General features: G+C 69.8%; 21 protein-coding genes. 3 read left to right on the forward strand and 18 right to left on the reverse strand.

What is annotated here, in order from left to right:
* Positions 1–57: 57 nt before the first annotated feature.
* From FVO59_RS05095 to FVO59_RS05120, 6 genes are all read right to left on the reverse strand, one after another.
* Entirely contained in the window at positions 58–1,074 is a 1,017-nt protein-coding gene (locus FVO59_RS05095) for a magnesium and cobalt transport protein CorA (protein ID WP_182255322.1), read from the reverse strand.
* A 92-nt stretch (positions 1,075–1,166) separates the two neighbouring features.
* Positions 1,167–1,739: a copper resistance CopC family protein gene (locus tag FVO59_RS05100; RefSeq protein WP_182255324.1), complete on the reverse strand. Its 573-nt coding sequence runs from the start codon at positions 1,737–1,739 to the stop codon at positions 1,167–1,169.
* An 89-nt stretch (positions 1,740–1,828) separates the two neighbouring features.
* Entirely contained in the window at positions 1,829–2,419 is a 591-nt protein-coding gene (locus FVO59_RS05105; RefSeq protein ID WP_182255326.1) for a hypothetical protein, read from the reverse strand.
* A gap of 12 nt (positions 2,420–2,431) precedes the next feature.
* Positions 2,432–3,355, reverse strand: coding sequence for an EamA family transporter (locus FVO59_RS05110; protein ID WP_259363452.1), 924 nt, complete (start codon positions 3,353–3,355; stop codon positions 2,432–2,434).
* A complete protein-coding gene (locus FVO59_RS05115; RefSeq protein ID WP_182255328.1) occupies positions 3,352–4,638 on the reverse strand; it encodes a serine hydrolase domain-containing protein in 1,287 nt (428 codons plus the stop codon). Before FVO59_RS05115 ends, FVO59_RS05110 begins: the two co-directional genes overlap by 4 nt.
* A gap of 60 nt (positions 4,639–4,698) precedes the next feature.
* Positions 4,699–6,123, reverse strand: a complete 1,425-nt coding sequence (locus FVO59_RS05120; protein ID WP_259363453.1) for an ATP-dependent DNA helicase — start codon at positions 6,121–6,123, stop codon at positions 4,699–4,701.
* A 70-nt stretch (positions 6,124–6,193) separates the two neighbouring features.
* Here FVO59_RS05120 and FVO59_RS05125 point away from each other — a divergent pair, with 70 nt between their 5' ends.
* Positions 6,194–7,294: a hypothetical protein gene (locus FVO59_RS05125; RefSeq protein ID WP_259363454.1), complete on the forward strand. Its 1,101-nt coding sequence runs from the start codon at positions 6,194–6,196 to the stop codon at positions 7,292–7,294.
* 4 nt (positions 7,295–7,298) lie between these two features.
* Here FVO59_RS05125 and FVO59_RS05130 read toward each other — a convergent pair whose 3' ends face one another.
* The 6 genes from FVO59_RS05130 to rpmB form a co-directional block, all read right to left on the reverse strand.
* Entirely contained in the window at positions 7,299–9,308 is a 2,010-nt protein-coding gene (locus FVO59_RS05130) for a bifunctional copper resistance protein CopD/cytochrome c oxidase assembly protein (RefSeq protein WP_220465699.1), read from the reverse strand.
* Positions 9,309–9,379: 71 nt separating this feature from the next.
* Positions 9,380–9,667: an HU family DNA-binding protein gene (locus FVO59_RS05135; protein ID WP_099195869.1), complete on the reverse strand. Its 288-nt coding sequence runs from the start codon at positions 9,665–9,667 to the stop codon at positions 9,380–9,382.
* 308 nt (positions 9,668–9,975) lie between these two features.
* Entirely contained in the window at positions 9,976–10,800 is an 825-nt protein-coding gene (locus FVO59_RS05140) for a type IV toxin-antitoxin system AbiEi family antitoxin domain-containing protein (RefSeq protein ID WP_182255332.1), read from the reverse strand.
* Positions 10,801–11,039: 239 nt separating this feature from the next.
* Complete coding sequence (gene rpsN, locus FVO59_RS05145) at positions 11,040–11,345, reverse strand: 30S ribosomal protein S14 (RefSeq protein ID WP_099195867.1); 306 nt, start codon at positions 11,343–11,345, stop codon at positions 11,040–11,042.
* Positions 11,346–11,347: 2 nt separating this feature from the next.
* On the reverse strand, positions 11,348–11,518 hold the full coding sequence (gene rpmG / locus FVO59_RS05150) for a 50S ribosomal protein L33 (RefSeq protein WP_045250846.1): 171 nt from the start codon (positions 11,516–11,518) through the stop codon (positions 11,348–11,350).
* On the reverse strand, positions 11,518–11,754 hold the full coding sequence (gene rpmB / locus FVO59_RS05155) for a 50S ribosomal protein L28 (RefSeq protein WP_071645079.1): 237 nt from the start codon (positions 11,752–11,754) through the stop codon (positions 11,518–11,520). Before rpmB ends, rpmG begins: the two co-directional genes overlap by 1 nt.
* Positions 11,755–12,110: 356 nt before the next feature.
* Between rpmB and FVO59_RS05160 the strand changes: the two genes are divergently transcribed.
* Positions 12,111–13,319: a Gfo/Idh/MocA family protein gene (locus FVO59_RS05160; RefSeq protein ID WP_182255334.1), complete on the forward strand. Its 1,209-nt coding sequence runs from the start codon at positions 12,111–12,113 to the stop codon at positions 13,317–13,319.
* 16 nt (positions 13,320–13,335) lie between these two features.
* Positions 13,336–14,310 (forward strand): LacI family DNA-binding transcriptional regulator, encoded by a 975-nt coding sequence (locus tag FVO59_RS05165; RefSeq protein ID WP_259363455.1) that lies wholly within the window; start codon positions 13,336–13,338, stop codon positions 14,308–14,310.
* A 72-nt stretch (positions 14,311–14,382) separates the two neighbouring features.
* Here FVO59_RS05165 and FVO59_RS05170 read toward each other — a convergent pair whose 3' ends face one another.
* Genes FVO59_RS05170 through FVO59_RS05195 form a run of 6 tightly spaced genes read right to left on the reverse strand, consistent with a single transcriptional unit; the run spans position 14,383 to position 20,210 of the window.
* The gene (locus FVO59_RS05170; protein ID WP_182256523.1) at positions 14,383–15,045 is read right to left on the reverse strand and encodes a DNA-3-methyladenine glycosylase; all 663 of its coding nucleotides are present in this window, start codon (positions 15,043–15,045) and stop codon (positions 14,383–14,385) included.
* Between the two features lie 2 nt (positions 15,046–15,047).
* The gene (locus FVO59_RS05175; protein WP_182255338.1) at positions 15,048–16,691 is read right to left on the reverse strand and encodes a hypothetical protein; all 1,644 of its coding nucleotides are present in this window, start codon (positions 16,689–16,691) and stop codon (positions 15,048–15,050) included.
* On the reverse strand, positions 16,681–17,469 hold the full coding sequence (locus tag FVO59_RS05180) for a TIGR03943 family putative permease subunit (protein ID WP_259363456.1): 789 nt from the start codon (positions 17,467–17,469) through the stop codon (positions 16,681–16,683). The genes FVO59_RS05175 and FVO59_RS05180 overlap by 11 nt, the downstream gene beginning before the upstream one ends.
* Positions 17,462–18,496: a permease gene (locus tag FVO59_RS05185; protein WP_182255340.1), complete on the reverse strand. Its 1,035-nt coding sequence runs from the start codon at positions 18,494–18,496 to the stop codon at positions 17,462–17,464. The genes FVO59_RS05180 and FVO59_RS05185 overlap by 8 nt, the downstream gene beginning before the upstream one ends.
* Complete coding sequence (locus FVO59_RS05190) at positions 18,493–18,909, reverse strand: Fur family transcriptional regulator (protein WP_182255342.1); 417 nt, start codon at positions 18,907–18,909, stop codon at positions 18,493–18,495. Before FVO59_RS05190 ends, FVO59_RS05185 begins: the two co-directional genes overlap by 4 nt.
* A 50-nt stretch (positions 18,910–18,959) precedes the next feature.
* Positions 18,960–20,210: a DivIVA domain-containing protein gene (locus tag FVO59_RS05195; protein WP_259363457.1), complete on the reverse strand. Its 1,251-nt coding sequence runs from the start codon at positions 20,208–20,210 to the stop codon at positions 18,960–18,962.
* Positions 20,211–20,249 lie beyond the last annotated feature (39 nt).

Below are 20,249 nucleotides of genomic sequence, written 5' to 3' on the forward strand. Positions count from 1 at the left end.
TTCTGCTGTGCCGGTGCGACAACGGGGCGGTCTGACGCCCTATGGCGTCACACGACGCTACAGCCAGCCCTTGCGCTTGAAGGCGAGCCAGAGCCCGCCGCCGAGCGCCACCATCGCCGCGATCGAGAGCGGGTACCCGGCGGGCCACTCGAGTTCGGGCATGTGCTCGAAGTTCATGCCGTAGATCGCCCCGATCAGGGTGGGGGCGAACAGGATCGCCGCCCACGACGAGATGCGCTTCATCTGGTCGCCCTGCCTGATGCTCTCCTCTGTCATCCGCCGCATCTCCTCGTTCTGCCGACGGGCGACGATCGTCGACTCCACGACGAGCGCCTTGTCGAGCACAGCACGGAAGGTCGCAGCCCGGTCGGCGACGCGGATCGTATGGTCGTGCACATCCCTCAGACGGCGCTGCAGCTCGGCATCCGCCCCCAGCCTGTCCCCCTCGCGCAGCAGCCCGCCGACCATCTCGGTCAGCGGCTGCGCCGCGCGCTGGAAGTCGAGCACCTCGCGGGAGAGCTCGTAGATGCGCTGCGTGGCGTCGACGTCGTCGACGAACAGCTGATTCTCGATCTCATCGATGTCGTTCTCGAGTCCGGCGAGCACGGGCGCGTACCGATCGACGACCTCGTCGAGGATCGCGTAGAGCACCGCCTCGGGTCCGTGGGCGAGCAGCTCCGGCTCCCCCTCGAGACGGCGGCGCACGCGTGCCAGATCGGGCTCCTCCGCGTGCCGCACCGTGACGACGAAGTCGCGGCCGGCGAAGACGTGCACCTCGCCGAACTCGACCTCCTCCTCGGCGTCGAGGTAGCGGGCGGGTCGCAGCACGACGAAGAGGTGGTCCTCGTACTGCTCGAGCTTGGGCCGCTGGTGGCCGCGCAGGGCATCCTCGACGGCGAGCTCGTGCAGCCCGAACTCGGCGGCGACCGCCTGCAGCTCGGCGGAGTCGGGCCGGTAGAGCCCTATCCACCCCATTCCGCCGCGTTCGCGCATCAGCTCGAAGGTCTCGTCGAGGCTGGCGGGGTTCGCGGTGCGCACCCCGCCGACGTAGATGCCGTTGTCGACGATCGCCATGCGGTTCCTCCTGAATGCGCGCAGCGCGCTGTCGCCGAAGGTATCACCGGGAACGGGCCCCGCCGTGCTCGGCGAGGCCCGTCCCGGCCGATTCAGCGCCGGCGGCGCGCGGCGATCACGATGAACACGATGATCGCGGCGAGCAGCACGACGCCGAGGCCGATCAGCAGCGGCCAGGGTGCGGTCTCATCCTGGTCCGTCGTCTGCGCCGTCTTCGACGGCTGCTCAGGCTCCTCGGTCACCTTCTCGGTCGGAGCGGCGCTGGGCTCGACCTCGGCCTCCGCCGCGGCGAGCGAGAACGAGTACTCGCCCGAGGTCGGGTGGCCGTCGCTCGACACGACCTGCCAGGTCACCGTGTAGGCGCCGTTCGGCATGCCCTCGGCGAGGGGGACCGTGACGGTGTCGGCTGTGATCACGGGCTCGCCTGCCACCCAGTCCTCACCCGACGGGTCGGACACGGTCATCGCGGTGCCGCTGTTCTCGTCGAGCGAGAGCAGGTTGTTCGAGAACGTGAGCACGACCTCCGTCGGAGCTGCGGTCAGCTGCGAGTCGGCTGCCGGGGTGCTCGACACGAGTTCGTCGTGGGCGGATGCCGGTGCCGCCACGGCGAGTGCGGCGATGATCGCCACAGCGGCTGCGGCGACGGTGGTGCGGAGACGGAACATGGGAAACCTCTTTCTTCAACGCCGCGCGATGCGGCGGGTCATCTGGAACGGGCGCGCTCGGCGCCCCGCTGCCGTTGGGCAGCGATGGATCAGACGACAGGAAGAGGCGGTCCGCGTCGGCGGAGCGCAGCGAGGCGAGGCTCGGCGCGAAGCGGCGCCACGAGCACCGTCCAGCGCGGTCGCGCCGGCGCGACGGGAAGCACGGGCGCCACGACCACGGCGCGGCTGAGCCAGCGCGCGACGGCGAACGCCAGGTCTACGAGCGCCTGCACCAGGCGCTCACCGCGATGCAGCGCGAGCACGGTGATCATCGCGGCGATCCCGTGCGCGACCCACATCCCCGTGTCCTCGGGAACGATGACGGCACCGCTCGCGGACGGCAGCACCAGCGGGCCGTGCACGTGCGGCGCCACACCGCCGCGCGGCGTGATCGCGCCGAGCACGAACAGGGAGTGGAACAGAGCCTGCGACAGCAGCACCGAGACGCTCAGACGGAGCGCCGAGAGCCGGATGCCCGAGAGCAGCGTGCACACCATGGCCGAGAGCAGCCACGGAACGGCGATGCCGAGCATCCCCGGCATCTGCCCGCCGACCCAGACATGCGAGGCGAGCGCGACGAACGTCGCGATCGAGGCGCCCGCGACGCCACGGAGGAGCCGGAGCTTACGAGACGCGCGCACCCGTCCATTCTTTCACGGCGTGGGCGGCACATCGGGAGCACGCCGGGCAGGAGCCCGGCGTTCGCGCCCTGCCCATACCGCACCCGCGCTCGCGAGCACGACGAGCGCGATGCCCGCGACCTCCAGCGCCGAGAGGTGCTGGCCGAGGAGCACGAATCCCGCGAGGCTCGCCATCGCCGGTCCCAGGCTCATCAGGATGCCGAAGACGGCGGGAGCGAGGCGGCGCAGCGCGAGCATCTCGAGCGCGTACGGGATCGTCGAGCTCAGCACGGCGACCGCAGCACCGAGTGCCACCAGTTCGGGGCGCAGCAGTGAGGCACCGGCATCCGCGACACCGAAGGGCAGCGAGAGCAGCGCGCCGAAGGCCATCGCGAGGGCGAGGCCGTCGAGCCCGTCGAAGTCGCGCCCGACGCGCGCGGACGAGAGGATGTACCCGGCCCAGCTGGCCGCCGCGCCGAGTGCGAACAGCACGCCGCTGACCGTCAGCCGCTCCCATCCGCCGCCGCCCAGGGCGACGATGCCGACCAGCGCCAGCACCGCCCACACCCACGACGCCTTGGTGCGCGCGGCAATCACGGCGAGCGCGAGCGGGCCGAGAACCTCGATCGTGACGGTCACGCCGAGGGGCAGCTCGCGCAGCGCGAGGTAGAAGAGGCCGTTCATGAGCGCCAGCACGCCGCCGAGCATGAGCGCCGAGCGCCACGCACCAGGCGAATGCCCGCGAAACGACGGCCGGGCGATCACCAGCAGGATCAGCGCAGAGAAGACCAGCCGCAGCATCACCATGCCCAGTGGGCCCATCTGCGGGAACAGGAGCACCGCGAGCGAGGCTCCGACCTCCTGGCAGATCAGCCCGATCGCGACCAGGCCCACCGCTCCCGCGCCCACCGCGCCGACGCCCGACGATGATGCGCCGCCGGTGGTGACGCGGCTCACTCTGCGGGAGGGGCCGAGCAGATCGCCGAGTCGGCGATGCTCTGCGCGTACTGCTCGGCGGTGAAGGGCAGCCCGAACTCCGGAGCGGTCTGCCCCTCGACGGCCGGCGCCTTCGATGCGATCGCCGACAGCTGCCACGCCAGGTACCCGGCCATCGAGCCGCCCGCCGACGACCCGTTGAGGGTCACGGCCACCGTGAAGCCGGTGGCCGGGTCGGAGTATGCGGCGGTCGCGTAGCCGGGGACCCAGCCGTGCTGGCCGACCAGCGAGCCGACGAGATAGCCCCCGCCCGTCGCCTGGTACCAGCTCGGCGCGTCGGGGGTGACCGGCAGCGGAGCGCCGAAGCGTGCGGGCTCGGCATCCTTGGCTCGGAGCGCCTGCCGCGCCTCGGCCTGTGCGTAGCGGCCCAGATCTGTGATGGTCGACACGACCCCGGAGTCGGTGAACCCGATGCTCGACGAGCTCTCGGTGATGTCGACCGGTGCCGCGCAGTTCAGGCCGCCGCCCTCTGCCGGAGGCAGATACGTGCCCTTCAGCGCCGGCGACGGAGTGGGCGCAGCCGACTCGCGCGGCGGCAGCGTCGTGGACGCGAGATCGAGGGGGCGCGTCACGTACTCGGCGATCAGCGCGGCGGCGCTCTTGCCCGAGATGCGCTCGAGCGCCAGGCCGAGCATGAGGTAGCCCGCGTCGGAGTCGCGATATGCGGTGTGCGCGGGACCGCGGCCGATGCCGAGGCCGAAGCTCGCCAGCTGCAGGGGCGCCCATTCGCGGCCAGGCGTGTTCAGCCAGTACTGCGTGACCGCGCCCTCCGAGGAGCCGATCCCACTGGTGCCGTTGCACAGATCGAGCAGAGTGATGTCGCTCAGGTCGGCGACACCCGAGACGTACTTCGGCACGGGGGCGTCGAGCTCGACCTCGCCGTCATCGGCCATGCCGTACAGCACGTCGCAGGTCATCAGACGGGTCACGTCCGCGACGCGGAACGACATGTCCGCTGTCACCTTCTCGCCATCGGGGCCCTGCGTGCCGAGGCCGGCGACCCATTCGCCGCTCCACGGCACCCACACGCCGACGACGGCTCCCGACGAGCCGCTCGCGACGATCGCCTGCTCGACGGCCGCCTGCAGCTGCCCCGTCACATCGTCGGGCAGCTTCGCGTCGACCTGCTCAGGCGGCGTGTAGCTGAACTCCGGCTCCGATGCGGTGCAGCCGGTCAGTGCGAGCGCCAGGGCGAGGGCGCCGCCCACGGCTGCGCGCACGCGGCGCGACGAACGAAGATGCATAGGACACTCCCCGGAGATGGACTCTCCGAGTCTAGGGCGACGAGCCTGAAAGGCGGCCGGTCATGGCATCCGGATGCCGTTGCGGGCGCCTTCCGTCTTCTCCGCCTCCGCCTTCTGCGCCTGTCTGGCCTCCCACGCCTCGCGCATGAACCGCCGCACATCCTCGTCGACGCGGATGTCGCTGGGCCGCAGCGGCCGCGACAGGTAGAGGCCGTCGAGCGACGTGAGCCGCGACAGGGCGACATAGGTCTGCCCGGGTGCGAACGCGCCGGAGCCGAGGTCGACGATCGCACGATCGTAGGTCTTGCCCTGCGACTTGTGGATCGTGACCGCCCACGCCAGGCGCAGCGGGAACTGGGTGAACTCCGCCGCGACCTCGCGGGTCAGCGTCTTGGTGCCGGGGTTGTACGCGTAACGGAACCTCTCCCACACCGCAGGCTCGACATCGAACTCGTCTCCGTCGACGTCGACGCGCACGCTTCCGCCGAGGATGCGGGTGACCGTGCCGATCGAGCCGTTCACCCAGCGCGGCGGCTCGCCCTGCATCGAGATGTCGTTGCGCAGGAACATCACCTGCGCCCCCACCTTGAGCTTCAGCTCGGCATCGGCCGGGTAGTTGGCCTCGCCGCGACCGAAGTCGCCCGAGACCTCCGCGTGCGCCGTCTGCTCGCGCCCGGGAAGGGCCGCGAGATGGCGCCGGTTGATGCTGTTCACGATGTCGTTGCGGGTCGCCAGCGTGATGATCGGCACCTCGCCCGCCTCGGGCTCGGGAGGGGTGCGGGCGCCCTTCTCGTTGAGCACGCCGGCGATGTCTGCGGTGACTCGGCCGTAGCGCACGGCGTTGAGCATCGCCTTGAACCCGTCGTCCGACTGGCGGTGGATGTGCACCAGCTCGTGCACGTGCAGCTTCGCGCCGTAGGTGCCGATGTCGAGCATCCCGCCGCCGTCGTCGTCGCCGTGACGGCCACCGGTCCAGACCTTCGCATCGAAGAACCAGAACGAGCGGTAATGGTCTTGGATGTATCGCAGCTCGTCGCCGCGCGGCGGCACCGGTGCGAGCTGGTACGGATCGCCGAACATGACGATCTGCACTCCGCCGAACGGGATGCCCCGCTTGCCGCGCGCCTGCCGGAGCGACCGGTCGATGGCATCCATCAGATCCGCGTTGACCATCGAGATCTCGTCGATGACAAGGGTCTCGATGGCGTTCAGGATGCGGCGGGTCGCGTCGGACTGGTCGATCTCGCTCTCGGCGATGAGCCCGATCGGCAGCCGGAACAGCGAGTGGATCGTCTGACCCTCGACGTTCAGCGCCGCGACGCCCGTGGGCGCGCAGATCGCGATCTGCTTCTTCGTGTTCCACGCGAAGTGCTGCAGCAGGGTCGACTTGCCCGTGCCGGCGCGCCCCGTGATGAACACGTGCTCGTCGGTGTCCTCGATGAGTCGGAACAGCGCCTGCTGTTCTTCCGAGAGCGCGATGGACACGCCCCCTATGTTAAGTCCCGGCGGAGCGCGTTCGGCTCCGTCCCAGGGCCGACTCCATAGACTTGGCGCCATGATGCAGGGGCGGGTGTCACGGGGGCGAGCGAGCCCGCGCGCTCGGTCCAGCCTCCGCGCCGATCTCACCCTCCTCGCGCTGGTGGGCGTGCTGCTGTTCGCCGCCATCGCGGCGGGCGGGATGTCGCTGTATCAGCAGTTCTACAGCCCCTCTGCTTTCGTGCAGCGCTACCTCGACCTGCTCTCCAGTGGCCGCGCCGCGGAGGCTCTGCAGGTGCCTGGCGTCTCGCTCGACCTGGCTGTGCTGCAGGATGCCGGGATCGACGCCTCCGCATCCGAAGCGCTGCTGCGCCGTGCCGCCCTCTCTCCGCTGACCGACGTCACGGTCACCGAGAAGGGCGAGAAGGACGGCCTGCACCAGGTCGTCGTCGACTATCGCGCCGGAGGCGTGGAGGGCACCTCGACCTTCACCGTCGCGCAGGACGGCTGGGTCGGCGTGACCCCGAACTGGCGCTTCACCGAGAGCCCGCTCGCCGAGATCGAGCTGACCGTGCGCGGAGCCGATGTGTTCGCGGTGAACGGATTCGCGATCGATCGCCGCCAGGTGTCGGTCGACGGTGCCGAGGCCGCCCCGCTCGACCCCGTTCATCTGCTGGTGTTCACCCCCGGAAGGTACTCGGTCACCGTCGACACGGCGATCGCGGCATCCCCCGGCGTGAGCGTGCTCGCCGATACCGCGCTCGCGCGCACTCCTGTCGATGTGCAGACCGAGCCGACCGAGAAGTTCGTCGGGGTCGTCCAGCAGCAGGTCGAGCAGTTCCTCACCGACTGCGCGACGCAGGAGGTGCTGCAGCCGACCCGCTGCCCCTTCGGTCTGCAGCTGCACAACCGGCTCGCCCCCGACACGGTGCCCACGTGGTCGATCGTGACGCAGCCCACCGTCACCCTCGTGCCCGACGGCGCGAACTGGGCTCTGCCGCCCACCGAGGCGATGGCGCACATCGACGTGAAGATCCAATCGCTCTTCGACGGCGCGGTGCGCGAGGTCTCGCAGGATGTGCCGTTCCGGGTGAACGGCACGGTCACGGTGCTCGCAGACGGGTCGGTGTCGATCCGAGTGGGATCGCCTGAGGGCGACCAGCCCGCACTCGAGGACTGACGCCTCAGCGAGCGCTGTCGCGCTCGGCCATGCGGGCCAGCTGCGCGTTGTACTCCTCGAGCTCGGCGTCGCCGGTGCGATCGGCGTGCCTGTCGCGTCGACGCTGCAGCCTGGCATCCGATCTCGACCACTGGATCGCGAGCGTGATCGCCAGGATCAACGTCGGGATCTCGCCGACCGACCACGCGATGCCGCCGCCGATGTACTGATCCTCCATCGGGGTCGGGCCCCACGTTCTGCCCATCGACCCGTACCACTCGGCGACGATCAGCCCCGACTGCATCATGATCGCCATGCCGAAGAACGCGTGCGTCGCCATCACCGCGATGAGCGTGATCAGACGACCCGCGTAGGGCAGGCGGTAAGGGATGGGGTCGACGCCGATCAGCGTCATCGCGAACAGGTAGCCCGAGATGAGGAAGTGGATGATCATCCACTCGTGGCCGAGGTGGTCGTACATCGCCCAGCGCACCAGGTCTGTGAAGTAGAACGCCCACAGCGACAGCGCGAAGATGGCGGCGGCGACGAACGGATGCGTGATGAAGCGCGAGTACGGCGAGTGCACCGCCCACAGGATCCACTCCCGGCCGCCGCGTGTGCCGTCGTCGCGCTTGTGGATGCTGCGCAGCGCCAGGGTGATCGGCGCGCCTGCCACCAGCAGCACGGGGATCGCCATGCTCAGCAGCATGTGTCCCGCCATGTGCACGCTGAACAAATAGTCCTGGTACGCGTTGATCGGCCCGTTCGTCACCCACAGCAGCAGCGCCAACCCTGACATCCAGAAGACCGTGCGGTGCACGGGCCAGGCATCCCCCCGGCGACGCAGCCGGACGATCCCGGCGACGTAGAGGAAGACGCCGAACGCGACCGCCACTATCCACAGCACGTCGAGGTCGAACGAGGTGAACCAGCGATCGGGGGTCAGCTCCGGCGGCAGCGGGCTGCGGGTGAGCCGCTCGGCAGGGGTCTGCACTGCGGGCGCCTCCTCGCCGAGGGGCGGAGGGGTGCGGGCGAGCGCTGCGGCGGCGCCGGACGCGAGGCCCATGAGGGCGAGTTCGCCGAGGATCAGCGACCAGAACGAGCGCTTCTCACGGTCGCCGTCGAGGTGGGGGATGAGGCGACGCCGGTACCAGGCGCCGAACAGACCGAGGCCGACCAGCGCCACCGCCTTCGCGATGACGATCAGCCCGTAGGGCGAGAGCAACTCGCTCCACTCCCCCAGCGCGACCACGGTGCGGGCGACGCCCGAGAACGCCACGACCGCGAACGCGGCGATGGCCAGCGACGAGTAGCGCCCGACCAGCACGGGGAGGTCGATGCGGGCATCCGGGGTCGTGGCCTTGCCCGCGTTCTGCGCCGCCGCCCGGCTGCCGACGTGGCGGAGGATGACGAGCAGCAGCACGCCGCCCACCCAGACCGCCGCGCCGATCGTATGCAGCAGGATCGCGTTGACGGCGACGGTGTGGCCGGCGACGTCGCCCGAATGGCCCTGCGTGGCCATCGGCAGGAACGCCGCGGCGGCGAGCACAGCCGTCAGCATCGTGCCCGTCCAGCTGCGCCAGCCGAAGAGCAGCAGGGTGATCACCGCGCCCATCAGGGTGGTGATCAGCCAGGCCTGCCCGAGAGGCAGTTCGAGCAGGTACCGCCCGAACTGCTCGCCGAACGATCGGTCGGCGGTGAGCTTCGGGTTGAAGGCCGCCATGAAGGTGAGAAAGGCGGTGAGGCCGGATCCGATGGTGAAGACGGCGGCTCCCACGGATGCCGTGTCGATCGCGACCTCGAAGGGGCGCGAGCCGGCGCGCAGGCCGAACAGCGCGAGCACCAGGGAGCCGAGCATCGCGGCCGCGCCCAGGTTGGCGACGAGCTTGACGGCGGGCAGGCCCCACATGACGACGGGGCCAGGATCGAGCAGCTTCGGCGGCACCGCCCCGCCGCCGACGACCAGGGCGACGATGAGTCCTGCGACCCCGCTGACGACGAGGATCGCCAGGCCAGCGAGACGGTAGGAATTCACCGTTCCAGCCTACGGCCGATACGCATGAAGGCCGCCCCCACAGGGACGGCCTTCATGCGAAGCGTGCGGTCTTACTTGACGGCTGCCTTCAGCTTGGAGCCAGCGGTGACCTTGACGCGCTTGCCGGCCGGGATCTTGATCTCGGCGCCGGTCTGCGGGTTGCGGCCGGTGCGAGCGGCGGTGTCGACCTGCTCGAACGCGATCCAGCCGGGGATCGAGACCTTGCTGCCCTTGGCAACGGCGTCCGAGACGGTGGCGAACAGCGAGTCGAGGACGCGCGAAACAGTGGCCTGGCTCTCGCCGGTGGCGGAAGCGATGCTCGCGACGAGCTCGGTCTTGGTGATGGACTTGTCAGCCATGTCACTCCTCCAGCGACGAAGGTCCGTCGCATCGTGTTGATTTCGAGGGAGAGACCCCCGTCGGTCGTTCGACCGCCTCGAATGTATCAACCACACGCCCGGATTCCGCGTCATTTCGCGGGTTTTGACGTGTTTTCTCGGCGAGTTCCGTCACTTTCGTCACTTCAGTCACAGATTCAGGTCGAGATGGGCGTCCCCGTCGCCGCGCTCGAGGGAGGAGTTCGCACTCATCGGAGGGCGTTTGCGCTGTGCTGGTCCTCCCATACGTGAGTTCTCCTCCCGGGCGGGCGGGCGGGCGGGCGGGTGAATCATGCGGCGAGGTGCAGACGCTGCGCGATCGCCGCGATGATGAGGGCGTGCACCTCGTGCCAGCGATCCATCAGCTGGGAGTAGCTGATGCGGATGACGTGAAAGCCGTGCAGCTTCAGCAGCGCGTCGTGCGCGATGTCACTCGTCCGCTGCTCGTCGACGTGGTGTCCGCCATCGATCTGCACCACGAGCCGTTCGCCGATGAGGAAGTCGACTCGGTGCCCGAGCAGCCATACCTGCGGCGTGACCGGCAGCCTCAGCCAACGCAGCCTCGTGCGGAAGATGCTCTCGGTACCGGCATCCGCGAACGGCGTCGCCTGCTCGAGCATCTCCCTCGCATGCGGCGGCAGCGGTACCCGACCGAGCACGACGGGATCGACGAGCTCCTTCTTGAATGCCGACTCCCACAGGGCGAGCGCCGCCTCGTGTGGCTGGCAGCGGGCTGCGAGCACCAGTGCGTTCTCGAGCGAGTCCTCGCAGGAGTCGGGATGCCGGGGGAAGAGCGGCCGACTCCAATGGATGACTCCCGTGGACACGGAAGCATGCCCGGCGTGCGGTGGCGCGGCGACGTGCGGTTCAGAGGAGTCGAGCACCCACAGCCCGCGCCGGGCGGCCAGGGTGATGCAGCTGAGCACCACTCCTCGGCGCGCGGCCGCCACCAGCATCCGGTCGGCACCGCGCAAGGCGACCCACCCGCGCCTGACCGAGTGGATCAGCCCGCTCTCGCGAGCCCTCCTGAGCTGGTATGCCGTCACGCCGAGACGACGAAGCGTCTCGATCCGGGCCACGCCATCGAATTGCTGCAGCGCCTGAACGATCTCCATGCCACGAGCGTGGCGCCTGCGCGAGACATGCAGTGAGCAGAATCACCCCTTCCGTGCACAAGTGCTCTCGCGCCCGGAATGTGCAGGGCAACCGCTCTGGAGGAGAAAGCCCTCATAGGAGGATCAGCCAGGCCATGCCCGCCTCCCCTGCGTGCGTTCTCCTCCCGAACGAGTGAGCGCTGCGAGGGAATGCGAAAGGGGCGAGGATCCGAAGATCCTCGCCCCTCACAAGCGGATGCTTACCAGCTCGACTTGGTGATGCCGGGCAGCTCACCACGGTGGGCCATGTCACGGAAGCGGACACGCGAGATGCCGAACTTCGTGAGCACGCCACGGGGACGGCCGTCGATGGCGTCACGCGAACGGACGCGGATCGGCGACGCGTTGCGCGGCAGCTTCTGCAGGCCGACGCGAGCGGCCTCGCGGGCCTCGTCGGTGGCGTTCGGGTCGACCAGGGTCTTCTTCAGCTCGGCGCGACGCTCGGCGTAGCGCTCGACGATGACCTTGCGCTGCTCGTTGCGAGCGATCTTGCTCTTCTTCGCCATGATTAACGCTCCTCGCGGAATTCGACGTGCTTGCGAACGACCGGGTCGTACTTCTTCAGCACGAGGCGGTCCGGGGTGTTGCGGCGGTTCTTCTTGGTCACGTAGGTGTAACCGGTGCCCGCCGTCGAGCGCAGCTTGATGATCGGACGGATGTCCTGAGCCTTCTTGGCCATTAGAGCTTCACACCCTTCGCCTTGAGGTCCGCGACGACCTTCTCGATACCGCGAGCGTCGATCACCTTGATGCCCTTGGCGGACACGTTCAGGGTGACCTTACGACCGAGCGACGGCACGTAGTAGGTCTTCTTCTGCACGTTCGGGTCGAAGCGACGCTTCGTCCGGCGGTGCGAGTGCGAGATGTTGTGACCGAAGCCGGGAACAGCACCGGTCACCTGGCACACTGCTGCCATTTTGTGACTCCTTCATTACCGTGAGGCCGGACGGCCCCACCCAAGATCCCTTGTCTGCACCCCACCCGCAGGCACGGCTTCGTCAGCCGCGCGAAGAGGTGTGGGATACGAACTGCGCACAGGAGTGTGCACAGACAAGGAGTCAGTTTAGCACGGCATCCGACTCCCCCGAACCGGGCGCACGGCGCTCGCACCATCATTCCCTGCTCTAGGGGGTGCATTCCGGCATCGGCCGTGATACTCTACCCGCGTAGATCACTGGGGAAAGAGGGATCTCGAAACCGTTCTGAGGGGCACGGTTTCGAGATCCCTCACTCAGTTGACACCCGTTGACACGCGGTGGAAGACTGCGGCATATGGCGTTCACCATGGGGCTCGTCGGCGCGGGCCAGTTCGCAGGCCAGTTCGCCACCCTCTTCCATCATCATCCCGGCATCTCGGCTGTGCACGTCACTGATGTCGTGCCCTCGCGGGCCGCTGAGCTGGTGGCATCCGCGGGACTCGCGGGCGTCTTCGAGAGCTTCGACGACATGGTCGCGTCGCCTGCGATCGACTCGATCGCGATCTTCACTCAGCGCTGGACCCACGGTCCGCTGGTCGTCAAGGCGCTGCGCGCCGGCAAGCACGTGTACTCGGCCGTGCCGATGGCCATCACCGTCGACGAGATCGCCGCCATCATCGACGCGGTACGCGAGACCGGCCTCACCTACATGATGGGCGAGACGAGCTACTACAACCCGTCCACGGTGTACGCGAGGCAGAAGCTCGCCGCCGGGGAGTTCGGTCGGCTGTTCTACGGCGAGGGCGACTACGTCCACGACATGGACCTCGGCTTCTACGAGGCCTACCAGTACTCGGGCGGCGAGGAGTGGAAGAGCACGGCCAGCTATCCGCCGCTGCTCTACCCCACGCACTCCATCGGCGGCGTGCTCGGCGCCTGGCCCACCCATGCCGTGGCGGTCTCGGCCATCGGCGTGATCGACGAGCGCGGCGACGGCGTGTTCGAGCGCGAGGTCAGCCAGTTCGACAACGACTTCTCGAACGCCACCGCCCTGTTCGAGGTCGCCGGCGGCGGATCCATGCGGATCAACGAGTTCCGCCGGGTCGGCTACCCCACGCACCTGCGCGAATCGCGCTTCCGCTGGTTCGGCACCGAGGGATCGTTCGAGCAGCTCGCGCGCACCACCGTCTGGCAGAACCGCGAGGGCGTCGAGGACATCTCGCACCTCATCGACACCCACGCCTCCGTTTCCGTCGACGACCCCGCGCTCGCCCACGTGGCCCCGGCGCTGCGCGATGCATTCGTGTCGGGCTATGCCGCGATCCACGAGACCGAGCGCCGGCGCATCCCCGCCGAGCTGCAGTCGCTGCACAACGGCCACGAGGGCAGTCATCACTTCCTCGTGGACGACTTCGTGCGTGCCGTGACGGATCAGACGCTGCCGCCGGTGAACGCGTGGCAGGCCGCGAGGTTCACTCTGCCGGGTGTCATCGCGCACGAGTCGGCGCGTCGCGGGGGCGAGCGCCTTATGATTCCCGATATGGGGGAACCGAATGCACGCTGACCGCCGACCGCGGTCAGTGACCCGGGCTGACGTCGCCCGATACGCCGGCGTCAGCACGGCCGTCGTCAGCTACGTGCTCAACGACGGGCCGAAGGCCGTCGCGCCCCTGACGCGGGAACGCGTGCTCGACGCCGTGCGCGTGCTCGGCTATCGCCCCAACGCCGCCGCCCGCGCGCTGTCGATGGGCTCCGCCGACATGTTCGGCCTGCTCGTGCACGACAACCGCAGCCCGTTCTTCGCCGAGCTGTGCCACGCCCTCGATCAGGCGAGCGCCGACAACGGCCGCTCGCTGCTCATCGTCAACTCCGACCGCGAGCAGGTGCCCACGGCCGAGCAGATCCGCGATCTCGTCTCGCGTCAGATCGGCGGTCTGATCATCGCCGACGTCCTGACCGCTCGCGAGCAGTCGCTGGTCGAGGCGCTCGGCATCCCCACTGTCGTGATCGGGCAGTTCGGCGAGACCGACGGCCTGCACAGCGTCGGCGTCGACTTCGCGCTCGGAGCCCGCGAGGCCACAGCGCACCTCGTGGGCCACGGCTACCGCGACGTCGCCTTCGTCGGCAGCGCCGCTCGATACGACGAACGAGAACGAGGCTGGCGCGATGCGCTGACCGCGGCCGGCCTTCCGCTCGGCCCGCTCATCCACGTGCCCTTCACCTATCAGGGCGGCCACGACGCGGCCATGCAGCTGATCCAGAGCGGACGCCTGCCTCGCGCCGTGCTCGCGGCGTCCGACCAGATCGCGATCGGGATGCTGGCGGCCTTCGGCCGGCACGGCGTGCGCGTGCCGGACGATGTCGCGATCGTCTCGTTCGACGGCACCGTCTCGGCCGATTTCGTCTGGCCGCGGCTGACGACGGCGGCTCAGCCGCTCGAGGCGATGGCGGATGCGGCGGTGCGCACCCTGCTGGATGCCGGTGATGAGCGCGGTCACCGCGCGTTCACGACGCAGCTGCGCATCCGGGAGTCCTGCGGCTGCACCCCGTCCTGACCATCACCCGCCACGACGCGCACCGCGCGCGCCGTGCTCAGAGCACCAACACGAGCCCCGCGCGCGCCGTGCTCAGAGCCCCGCCGCCTCTCGCGCGCCTCGCCCCCAGCGGAAGGGCGACACGGTCGGGTCTTCGGTGATCCAGAACCGCCAGGGGAAGGCATCCGTGCCGGCGATCCCCGCCACCCCCACGCGCGGTCCGGCCGAGACGTCGCGGACCGGCTCTCCCCAGCTCAGCTGAGCGCGGGCGCCGTTCTGCTCGGCTCCGGTCACGAAGTCGATGCCGTCGTGCAGCGCATGCCGCAGTCCGAGCGCCTGACCGAGGCGACCCGGTCCGCGGGCGAGGTCGCGCAGGGCGATGCGCGACAGGGGCGTGGCGACGCCCCTGCGGCGGGCCGCGGCATCCACCCCCTCGATGATCTCGCCCGCTCGCAGCAGGATTCCGCCCGCCGTCCCCTCCGGGCCGCATACGACGTTGATACACGAGTGGATGCCGTGGCTGAGATACACGTACAGGTGACCGGGTTCGCCCCACATGGTGGCGTTGCGCGCGGTCGGTCCCATCCGGGCGTGGGACCCGGGGTCGGGCACGTCGCCGGTGCCCCTGCCGTGGTAGGCCTCGACCTCGGTGATGCGCAGCGCCGTCTCGACGCCGTCGACGAGGGTTCGCAGCTCGGCGCCCAGCAGTCGCGGTGCGACCTCGACCGGAAGGCTCAGCAGGTCTGCGCGATCGATCGTCACGGCAGCGGAGCCGTGCGGCACCACGAGATGTCGAAGCCGCTCAGCGTCGGCAGCTCGCGATCGCCGACGAGGTCGATGAGTCGGGTGTGCATGGTCGTCGGCAGCGGCAGCAGCAGGTCGTCGTACTCGTTGTTCGCGAGGTCGGGCGCCATGGTGACTGCGACGTACTGGCCGCTGGGCGAGGCGCAGGTCTGCAGGATCGAGTCCTCGCCGCTCACCTCGGCGATCACGGTCGCCGCTCCCTCATCGTCGACCTTCACGATCGCCTGTCCCGTCGGCATGCCGAGCTCGTCGCGCTGCACCACGTGGCGCAGGGTTCCACCGGGGAACGCCTCGATGCCGACTGCGTCGCCGTAGTCGGGTTCGGAGGGCGGCAGCGGCTCCTCGGCGCCGTCGGTGAGGTCGAGCACGACGAAGCTCCCATCGGCCCGCTCGATCAGCGCCGTGTACGTGCCGCGGTTCACCCCGAGGATGCTGGCTGCCGTGCCCATGGACTGCGGGCCGGCGTCTCCGGTGGGGTCCTCGACGCTCAGGGCGCCGTTGAAGTCGATGAACAGCAGAGAGGACGAGTCGGGCACGAAGCGCCACTCGGCGACGTTCGCGTCCTTGTCGTCGATCTGCACGACGCGGGGCTCGTCCGCACCGCTGAGCGCCTGGGTGACGAGCACGCTCGCCCGACCCGAGGTCTCGGTGAGGTCGCGATCGGAGTAGCTGTAGCCGACGAGCCCCGCCCGGTCGGACACCTGCACCGATGAGACATAGCCCTCACCGGGCAGCGTCAGCTCGCGCTGGCCGGACCCGTCGCGATTCATCACGATCAGCCGGGAGCCGTCGTCCTCCTCGACGGCCACGACGAGCACGTCGGCGGTCGCGCGGTAGTCGCTGATGCGCGGATGCTCGAACACAGGCGTGGCCTTCTCGCCGCCGAGGTCGGAGAGGAAGATCTTGTCGGAGCCCTCGGCGCGCTGCAGCAGCAGGATGGTCGACGCGGGGGTGCGGAAGCTGGTCTCGAGGTCGGCCGCGGTGCCGCCGCCCACCGCGGTGACGCCGTCGACGGCGACGCGGTAGGTGGTGTCGTCGTGCAGCGGGACGGTGAACCGGATTCCCACGCTGCGACCGCTCGCGTCGACCGTGAACGGCACGGCGGGCTCGACGGAGACCTGCTCGGGATCGATCGTGTCGAGGCTCTGGTTGGCGGTGAGGATCAGTCGGCTGCCGGATGCCTCGATCGCCTGCGCCGGATCGACCTGCACCTCGCTGAGACGCGGCCCCTGCACGAGGCTCACCACCGCGAGCACGCCGGCGACCAGGGTCAGGACGCCGAGCACGGAGAACAGCACGAGCCCGAACCGCCTGTCGCGCGGCCGTGCGGGCTGCTCGGGCCGTGACGCCTCTGCGTGCGCGTGCGCTTCGGGGGTCGACACCTCGGGCGGTGACACTGCGAGAGGCGGCAATGCGGGCGGCGGAACTGCGGGCGATGGCACGTCGGGGGTCGACGCGTCAGGTGCCGGACGATTCTCGCGGACCGGACCGGCATCCGGCGCGTCGGCCCCTGGTTCGACACCCGCTTCCTCGGCGGCGCGCAGCGCGCGCAGCTGCGCTCGGGTGAGGGGCTGGTCTGCGGATCCGTCAGTACTCATACGGATCCTTCGGCTCGTCGATCTTCTTCACCGTGGCCGATTCGATGCTCAGCGCACCGCGATCGCCGGCCCTGACGGTGCCGGTGACCTCGACCCACTGGCCGGTCTCGTAGTCGCCGTCGAGCCCCCCGCCGCTGAGCGGGACGGATGCCGGCTGCGCGTCGATCACGCAGTGCGAGATCACCATGCGGGTGAGGTTCACGTCGCCGTCCTCGGAGGGGGTCACGAATCCGGTGAGCGTGACGGCCGCGCCGTCGTACTTCTCGGGGCGGGTCGAGTTCGCGAACGCGATCGACCAGTCGCCCACGCCGAAGCTCGTGGTGTCGGCGACGCCGAGGGCGACGTCGTCGGCCCCGGCGAACAGCGTCGGCGACTCCCCGACGCGCGAGAGGGCGAGCTGCGCCGAGAGGGATGCCGGCGGCAGCACGAGCCCCGCGAGCACGACGGCCGAGGCGATCGTGCCTCCGCTCACGACCGCGACGGTCTGCATGCGGTGCCGACGGCGCGCAACCGCATCCGTCGCCGCAGGCGCATGCGTGTGGTCGTGCTCGCCCTCCGCTCCGAGCGGCAGGGTGCACGACCAGATGGCGACGATGAGCGTGACAGCCGCGGCGGCCGTGGCGAACCAGACCGTCTCCGGGCTGATGTACAGCGTCAGCCGGCCGGTGACGCCGAGCACGAGGGTGACCACCGAGATCACCGACGCCAGGCCGACGCCGAGCCATCGCGTGGTCAGGGCGCGCAGCCGGCCGCGGGAGGCATCCGTCTGATCAGCCAAGGACGTTCACCCCGATCCCGATCGCGCAGGCCGAGAGGATGACCACCCCGACGACCGCCGCGAGCACGCGGGCGGTGAAGGTGGTGCGCAGCAGCGCCAGCATCTTCACGTCGACCAGCGGACCGACGATGAGGAAGGCGATGATCGCCCCCGACGAGAACGTCGAGGCGAAGGACAGCGCGAAGAAGGCGTCGACGTTCGAGCAGATCGCCACCGTCATCGCGAGCGCGACCATGGCGAGGATCGACAGCACGGGGTTCGATCCGATCGCCAGCAGCACGTCGCGCGGCACGAGCACCTGCACGGCTCCGGCGAGCGCTGAGCCGATCACGAGGGCGGGCATCACGGCACGCAGCTCGATGAGGAACTGCACGAGGCTGCGACGGGTCGGGCTGCCGGGCTCGTGCGTGACGTGCGCGCACGTCTCGACGAATCGCTCGGTGAGCAGCTCCTGCTGGTCGCGACGGAGGCTGAAGATCCAGCCGATGAGGTTGGCGATCACGAAGCCGCCGAGCAGGCGCGCCACGAGGATGCCGCCGTCCCAGCCGAACGCGGCGTGCGTGGTGAGGATGACGATCGGGTTGACGATGGGGGCTGCGATGAGGAAGGTCATCGCCTCCGCAGGGGCCAGACCGCGCATCATCAGGCCGCGGGCGAAGGGCACGTTGCCGCACTCGCAGACCGGGATGAACATGCCCAGCAGCGACAGCACCCCGCGCCTGGTCCATGCGTTGCGCGGAAGCCAGCGCTGCACGGCATCCGACGGCAGCCACACCTGCACGACGATCGAGAGCACGACGCCGAGGATCACCCACGGCAGCGCCTCGATCAGCACGCTGAGCGCGAGGGTCAGCCCGTCCTGCGCGCGGTCGGGCAGCGCCTTGGGGAAGAGCGTCGGGGCGAGCAGATCGATGAGCACGAGCACCGCGACGATGCCGGCGCCGATCGCGATCGCGGCGCCCGTCGGCACACGGCGAAGCGCGGGCCGATGCGCGTGCGGCACCTCGGGCGAGGTGGTGGTCGTCACTGCGTCGCCTCGGTCGCGGCATCCTGCCTGTTGGCGCAGGTGGCGCAGAGGCCGAAGATGTCGACGACGTGCTCTGCGTCGCGGAAGCCGTGCAGGGATGCCGTGCGCTGAGCCCACTGCTCGACATCCTTCGCCTCGATCTCGACCGTCAGACCGCACGATCGGCAGATGAGGTGGTGATGGTGGCCCTCGGTCGAGCAGGCGCGGTACAGCGCCTCGCCCTCTGGGCTCTGCAGCGAGTCGGCCTCGCCCGACGCCGCGAGCCCGGCCAGTGCGCGATAGACGGTGGCCAGACCGATGCCGGTGTTCGCCTGGCGGAGGTCGGCGTGCAGCGACTGCGCGCTCACGAAGCCCCGCGCGTCGGCGAGCGCATCGCGCACGCGTTCGCGCTGCCAGGTGTTCCGCTGAGCCATGAGTCGAGTCTAGGCCGGGTGCCTGAGCGGGCGGTCAGTGCCGAGCGTCGTCAGCTCTCGTCACCCTGCTCGTCGGATGCCGGGGCGGTGAGCACTCCCTCGGGACGCAGCAGTTCGCGCACCTCGGCCATGAAGCTGTTCAGCTGCTGCTGCTGCCAGCGCAGCTGCCTGGTGCGGTCCTCGGCATCGCGCAGCGCACCGGTCGCGTGACCGGTGACGGAGTCGACGATCTTCTGCGCCTTGGTGCGCGCGCGGTCGAGGGTCTCCCGCGCCTTCACATGCGCCTCGGCCTCGATGGCCTGCGCCTGGGTGCGCATCAGGCGCTCGTAGTCCTCGGCCTTCGACGAGATGCGCTGGGCGTGCTCGAGCGATGCCGCCACCTGCTCGTTGGCATCTGCGGTGATCCGCTCGGCATGGGCGACGGCCTGGTTGTGCAGCACGAGGAACTCCTGCTGCGCGTCATCCTGCCTGCGGGTCAGCGTCTCCTCGAACTCGAGCACGCGGGCGTTCATCTCCCGCACCTCGCGCTCGGCGTCTGCCCGAAGATCGGTCGTCTCGCGGGTGACCATGGCGCGCAGCGCCGCGGCGCCCTTCTCGGCCTCGGTGCGTATGGTCGCCGCCTCCTGCTCGGCCTGCGCGACCTTCTCGGCCGCATGCGCCTGCTCGCGCTCGAGGCGCGCCTCATGGGCGGTGTGCTCGGTGTCGATCTTCAGACGGATCTGGTCGGCGTCGTGCTGCGCCTGCGCGGTGATGCGCGCGACGTCCGCGGCGACCTCCGCGCGCTTGGCCTCTGCCTCTTCCCTGGCGGCCTCGAGAAGGCGCTCGGCCTGAGTGGCGGCGTTGTGGATCAGCACGCTCGCCTGCTCTTCGGCGACGCGGAGCACCGCTTCGAACTGCTGTCTGCTCTGCGGCTCGCCGTCCGAGCGAGGCGCCTCGGTCAGCTCGGCGCTCAGCGCCGCGATCTGCGCGCTCGCGTCATCGGCCTGTGCACGCGCCGCAGCGAGCTCGGCTTCGAGCTCGGCCACGCGGCCGTCGCTGTCGGCGACCGCCTCGGCGATCGCCTTCTCGTTCTGCGCGCGCAGCTCGTCGAGGTCACCACGACGCCGCTCGTCGGCCTCGTCGAGGTCGCCGCTGACCCGCTTCAGCTGGTCGCGGAGCGTCGCGATCGCGGCATCCACCTCCGCCTTGTCGTAGCCGCGGAACGCCTGCGTGAAGGACGAGCGCTCCTTCGGGGCGGTGGTCAGCAGCTGGTCGAAGAAGTCGCCGTTCTGCTCGTCGTCGTTCTGCTGCGTCTCGCTCACCGGATCCGGCCTCTCTGAAGTAGTGTCGCCCCCGGCATC

The sequence above is a fragment of the Microbacterium esteraromaticum genome, assembly GCF_014084045.1.
Taxonomy (GTDB): Bacteria; Actinomycetota; Actinomycetes; order Actinomycetales; family Microbacteriaceae; genus Microbacterium; species Microbacterium esteraromaticum_D.

What these genes read in the sequence shown, in the direction of transcription:
- FVO59_RS05095 (WP_182255322.1), bottom strand. Translation starts at nt 1,074, where the DNA reads ATGGCGATCGTCGACAACGGCATCTACGTCGGCGGGGTGCGCACCGCG.
- FVO59_RS05100 (WP_182255324.1), bottom strand. Translation starts at nt 1,739, where the DNA reads ATGTTCCGTCTCCGCACCACCGTCGCCGCAGCCGCTGTGGCGATCATC.
- FVO59_RS05115 (WP_182255328.1), bottom strand. Translation starts at nt 4,638, where the DNA reads ATGCATCTTCGTTCGTCGCGCCGCGTGCGCGCAGCCGTGGGCGGCGCC.
- FVO59_RS05125 (WP_259363454.1), top strand. Translation starts at nt 6,194, where the DNA reads ATGATGCAGGGGCGGGTGTCACGGGGGCGAGCGAGCCCGCGCGCTCGG.
- FVO59_RS05135 (WP_099195869.1), bottom strand. Translation starts at nt 9,667, where the DNA reads ATGGCTGACAAGTCCATCACCAAGACCGAGCTCGTCGCGAGCATCGCT.
- FVO59_RS05140 (WP_182255332.1), bottom strand. Translation starts at nt 10,800, where the DNA reads ATGGAGATCGTTCAGGCGCTGCAGCAATTCGATGGCGTGGCCCGGATC.
- rpsN (WP_099195867.1), bottom strand. Translation starts at nt 11,345, where the DNA reads ATGGCGAAGAAGAGCAAGATCGCTCGCAACGAGCAGCGCAAGGTCATC.
- rpmG (WP_045250846.1), bottom strand. Translation starts at nt 11,518, where the DNA reads ATGGCCAAGAAGGCTCAGGACATCCGTCCGATCATCAAGCTGCGCTCG.
- rpmB (WP_071645079.1), bottom strand. Translation starts at nt 11,754, where the DNA reads ATGGCAGCAGTGTGCCAGGTGACCGGTGCTGTTCCCGGCTTCGGTCAC.
- FVO59_RS05160 (WP_182255334.1), top strand. Translation starts at nt 12,111, where the DNA reads ATGGCGTTCACCATGGGGCTCGTCGGCGCGGGCCAGTTCGCAGGCCAG.
- FVO59_RS05175 (WP_182255338.1), bottom strand. Translation starts at nt 16,691, where the DNA reads ATGAGTACTGACGGATCCGCAGACCAGCCCCTCACCCGAGCGCAGCTG.
- FVO59_RS05190 (WP_182255342.1), bottom strand. Translation starts at nt 18,909, where the DNA reads ATGGCTCAGCGGAACACCTGGCAGCGCGAACGCGTGCGCGATGCGCTC.